At 73.6% G+C, this 1,128-nt stretch carries 1 protein-coding gene; it reads left to right on the top strand.

The window, feature by feature from the left end:
- Nucleotides 1-64: 64 nt before the first annotated feature.
- Nucleotides 65-1,033 carry a carbon-nitrogen hydrolase family protein gene (locus CQZ88_RS10275; RefSeq protein ID WP_102799699.1) on the top strand — a complete coding sequence of 323 codons (969 nt, stop codon included), beginning with the start codon at nt 65-67 and terminating at the stop codon, nt 1,031-1,033.
- Nucleotides 1,034-1,128 lie beyond the last annotated feature (95 nt).

The raw sequence follows: 1,128 nt of genomic DNA, 5'->3' as shown, positions 1-1,128 counted from the left end.
GGCGGGTGGGGGCGCGTGCACCGATCCGCGCCCCCACCCGCCACCCCACACCGGAGGTTCCCTCTTGCATCCGCGCACCCTCGACGTCGCGATCGTCCAGGCCGGCGAACTCACCGAGGACCTCCTCGGCAACCTGGCCCGGCTCGCCGCCCTCGTCCGCACCGCCGCCGCACCCGACGCGACCGGCGCCGTCCCCGACCTGGTGGTGCTGCCCGAACTGATCACCACCCCCTACTTCTGCACCAGCCACGACGTGGACCGCACCCCCTGGGCGCAGACCGTCCCCGGCGAGGCCACCATGCTGTTCGGCGACCTCGCCCGCGAACTCGGCTGCGCCGTCGCCTTCGGCATGTACGAGCGCAGCGAGCACGACGTCACCCACAACTCCGTCGTGCTCGTCGACCCGGCCGGCGAGGTCGTCACCTGGCGCACCCCCGACGGCGGCGCAGTGCCCGCCTATCGCAAGCTCTCGCTGCCCGCAAGCAAGGTCGGCGGCGTCGACATCGACGAGAAGTACCACTTCGCACCCGGCCAGGCCCCGGCGACCGCCGACCTGTTCGGCACCCGCTTCGGCTGCGTCATCTGCTACGACCGCACCTTCCCCGAATACTGGGCCGTCGCCCGCGCGCTCGGCGCCGAGGTGATGCTCGCGATCGTCTCGTCCCTCGGCACCCGCGAAGACCTGTTCCTCGCCGAGCTGCAGACCCGCGCCCTCGAATCGCAGATGTGGATCGTTGCCGCCAACCGGGCCGGGCCGGAAACCCTCAACGGCGTGACCGTCGACTACTTCGGCCTCTCGTGCGTCATCGCCCCGAACGGCGAGATCGTCGCGCAGGCACCCGCGCACCGGGCGGGGGAGACGCTGCGCTTCACCCTCGACCTCGACGCCGTCCCGGCCGTGCGCGCGGCCTTCCCGCTCGCCCGCGACCGTCGCCCCGACGTGCTGCGCCTGCTCGCCGACCTCACCGCCGGCACCCTCCGGCCCGCGCCGCTGCCCCGGCCCAGTGCCCTGCCGCTGGAGGTGAGCGGGTGACCACCACCGACTATCCCGACCTCACCGCCGCCGCGGCCACCACCGTCGACGACCTGCTGCCGCAGGCCCGCGCGGACATGGCACCCCTGCTCGAG

The sequence above is a fragment of the Rhodococcus sp. ENV425 genome (assembly GCF_002887785.1).
GTDB classification, from domain to species: Bacteria; Actinomycetota; Actinomycetes; order Mycobacteriales; family Mycobacteriaceae; genus Rhodococcus; species Rhodococcus aetherivorans.
The sequence above is the reverse complement of the archived record's forward strand: the minus strand, read 5'-3'. Positions and strand labels throughout refer to the sequence as shown.